The organism is Micromonospora sp. M51, from assembly GCF_018070305.1.
Classification (GTDB): domain Bacteria; phylum Actinomycetota; class Actinomycetes; order Mycobacteriales; family Micromonosporaceae; genus Micromonospora; species Micromonospora parva.
The window spans coordinates 1-3242 of record NZ_JAGPXZ010000693.1; the positions used below are offsets into that span (position 1 = coordinate 1).

The window sequence follows — 3242 nt, forward strand, 5'->3', positions numbered from 1 at the left end:
ACATCCCGATCGCCGGCTCGCCCGCGCCGGTACCCGTCGGGGCTCGCTGACCCGGCCGACGGCACCGCCGCCGCGGCTAGGCGGGTCGGCGGGCCATCCGTCGGCCGATCCGCCGCCCGGCGAGGCTCACCAGCGTGCTGCCGACCGCCATCCCGACCAGCACCAGAATTCCGCCTACCACCCACAGCCCGCTGTCGTCGGTCCCGGCGGCCCGCCACGACCAGACCGCTGTGAACGCCACGGTCATCACCGGCGCCACCAGCCACGGGCTGAGCCGCGTCCCGGCGAGCCCGGCCAGCAGGACGAGCGTCAACACACAGCCGATCACCTGCCACGGCTCGTACGGACCGCTGCTCGCGCCGGTCTGCGCGTCGACCGTGTACCGGGTGTCCCAGCCCAGCCACAGGATCCACGCCCCGATCGTGGCCGCCGCCAGGAACAGAACACCGAGCAGTGCCCGCGTACCCCTCGTCGCCGTCATCCGGCGATCATGCCCTGCCGACCCCTTCACGGGAATACGCGTCGGCGTCCGGTGTGATCCGGTGGGCTGTTGCCCCGGTCGGTGGCGATCCTCTACGGTCGGCTCAGCGGTGGGCGGTGCGGTCCGCATCCGACCCGACACCGCCGGTTGCCCGTCGTGCGGGCCGGGATGGTGGAGTCCCGGGTCGCCCCGGCGGCGGTGCCCCGGCGGTCGTGTGACTCCCAGCTCGTCCCCGGGTCCACCCGGGGTGGCTCCGCGTGGAGCCGACGGCGAGCCGGGGCACGCCGACCCACCGGGAGAGCCCCGTGTTCCTCAGCCCGCACGAGCAGGACCGCCTGCTCGTCCACGTCGCGGCCGATGTCGCCCGCGCCCGCCGCGAACGCGGCCTGCGCCTCAACTATCCCGAAGCCGTCGCGGTGATCACCGCGTTCCTCCTCGAAGGGGCCCGCGACGGGCGGTCGGTGGTCGACCTGATGTCGGCCGGCCGGGCGGTGCTCGGCCGCGACGACGTCCAGGACGGCATCCCCGAGTTGCTGAGGGAGGTGCAGGTGGAAGCGACGTTCCCGGACGGCACCAAGTTGGTGACGGTGCACCACCCGATCCCGTGATCCCCGGGGAGATCCTGCCGGCGACCGACCCGGTCGAGATCAACGTGGGTCGCCCGGTGACCACACTGCTCGTGGTCAACACCGCCGACCGCCCGGTGCAGGTCGGCTCGCACTACCACTTCGCCGAGGCCAACCCGGCGCTGTCGTTCGACAGGGGCGCGGCGTGGGGGCAGCGCCTCGCCGTGCCGGCCGGCACCTCGGTCCGGTTCGAACCGGGCATCAGCCGCAGCGTCGACCTCGTCCCGCTGGGAGGCGCGCGCGTCGTGCCCGGCCTGCGGGGCGAGTGCGCCGGACCGCTCGACACCCCGACGGCCGACGGGTCGCCGCAGTGAGCGCCGTGCGGCGGGAGCGCTACATCGACCTGTACGGGCCGACGACCGGTGACCGGATCCGGCTGGCCGACACGAACCTGCTGATCGAGGTGGAGACCGACCACTGCGTGGGCGGCGACGAGGCGGTGTTCGGCGGCGGGAAGGTGATCCGCGAGTCGATGGGGCAGTCCCGGGCCACCCGCGCCGAGGGGGCCCTGGACACCGTCATCACCGGCGCTGTGGTGCTCGACCACTGGGGCGTGGTCAAGGCCGACGTGGGGCTGCGCGACGGGCGCATCGTGGCGCTCGGTCGGGCCGGCAACCCGGACACCATGCCCGGCGTGCACCCCGACCTGGTCATCGGCCCGTCGACAGAGGTGATCGCGGGCAACGGGCGGATCCTCACCGCCGGCGCTGTCGACACCCACGTGCACTTCATCTGCCCGCAGATCGTCACCGAGGCGCTGGCCAGCGGCGTCACCACGCTGGTCGGCGGCGGCACCGGGCCGGCCGAGGGGACCCGCGCGACAACTGTCACCCCGAACGCCTGGCACCTGGCCCGGATGCACGAGGCGCTGGACACGATGCCGGTCAACGTGCTGCTGCTCGGCAAGGGCAACACCGTCTCCGACGACGCGCTGTGGGAACAGTTGCGGGCCGGTGCGGGTGGTTTCAAGCTGCACGAGGACTGGGGCACCACACCGGCGGCGATCGACGCGTGTCTGCGGGTGGCGGACGCGTCCGGGGTGCAGGTGTCGATCCACACCGACACGCTCAACGAGGCCGGGTTCGTCGCCGACACCCTGCGGGCGATCGGTGGACGGGCGATCCACTCGTACCACACCGAGGGCGCCGGTGGCGGGCACGCGCCGGACATCATCACCGTGGCCAGCGAACCGAACGTGTTGCCGTCGTCGACCAACCCGACCCGGCCGTACACCGCGAACACCCTGGCCGAGCACCTGGACATGTTGATGGTCTGCCACCATCTCAACCCGTCCGTGCCGGAGGACCTGGCCTTCGCCGAGAGCCGGATCCGACCATCCACGATGGCCGCCGAGGACCTGCTGCACGACCTCGGCGCGATCTCGATCATCGGTTCCGACGCGCAGGCGATGGGCCGGGTCGGCGAGGTGATCACGCGGACCTGGCAGAGCGCCCACGTGATGAAGGACCGGGTCGGCGCGCTGCCGGGTGACGGGGCCGCCGACAATCACCGGGCCCGACGGTACGTGGCGAAGTACACCATCTGCGCGGCGATGGCCAACGGGCTGGAACGGGAGATCGGCTCGGTCGAGCCGGGCAAGCTCGCCGACCTGGTGCTCTGGGACCCGGCGTTCTTCGGCGTCCGACCGCACCTGGTGCTCAAGGGCGGCATGATCGCGTACGCCCAGATGGGTGACGCGAACGCCTCGATCCCGACACCCCAGCCGATGCTGCCCCGGCCGATGTTCGGGGCGTACGGCGCGGCGGCGGCGGCCACCAGCCTGGCCTTCGTGGCCCCGGCGGCAGTGGACGCCGGGCTCCGCCTGGACGTACGCCGCCGGGTGGTGCCGGTGAGCGACGTGCGGTCGCGGGGCAAGGCCGACCTGCCGGAGAACAACGCGATGCCGCGCATCGAGGTGGACCCGGACACCTTCACCGTGCGGATCGACGGGCAGGTGGTGGAGCCGGACCCGGTGACCCGGCTGCCGATGGCCCAGCGGTACTTCCTGTTCTGATGGCGACGCCGAGCCTGCTGTTGCTGTTGGCCGACGGGCGGTTCCCGGCGGGGGCGCACGCGCACTCCGGTGGTCTGGAGGCGGCCGTCGCCGCCGGCCGGGTCACCGACCTGGTCACGAT

At 72.9% G+C, this 3242-nt stretch carries 4 protein-coding genes; 3 read left to right on the forward strand and 1 reads right to left on the reverse strand.

Annotation, left to right across the window (positions count from 1 at the left end; all coding sequences use genetic code 11):
• Window positions 1-76 precede the first annotated feature (76 nt).
• On the reverse strand, window positions 77-481 hold the full coding sequence (locus KBX53_RS27205; protein ID WP_210862384.1) for a hypothetical protein: 405 nt from the start codon (window positions 479-481) through the stop codon (window positions 77-79).
• A 305-nt stretch (window positions 482-786) separates the two neighbouring features.
• On the opposite strand from KBX53_RS27205, the gene KBX53_RS27210 reads away from it, so the two are divergent.
• From KBX53_RS27210 to KBX53_RS27220, 3 genes are read left to right on the forward strand one after another with little or no spacing between them, the layout of a single operon-like run.
• Window positions 787-1089 (forward strand): urease subunit gamma, encoded by a 303-nt coding sequence (locus KBX53_RS27210; protein ID WP_030335444.1) that lies wholly within the window; start codon window positions 787-789, stop codon window positions 1087-1089.
• The gene (locus KBX53_RS27215; protein WP_210862386.1) at window positions 1086-1421 is read left to right on the forward strand and encodes an urease subunit beta; all 336 of its coding nucleotides are present in this window, start codon (window positions 1086-1088) and stop codon (window positions 1419-1421) included. The genes KBX53_RS27210 and KBX53_RS27215 overlap by 4 nt, the downstream gene beginning before the upstream one ends.
• Complete coding sequence (locus KBX53_RS27220; protein WP_210862389.1) at window positions 1418-3121, forward strand: urease subunit alpha; 1704 nt, start codon at window positions 1418-1420, stop codon at window positions 3119-3121. The genes KBX53_RS27215 and KBX53_RS27220 overlap by 4 nt, the downstream gene beginning before the upstream one ends.
• The last annotated feature ends 121 nt before the right edge of the window (window positions 3122-3242 follow it).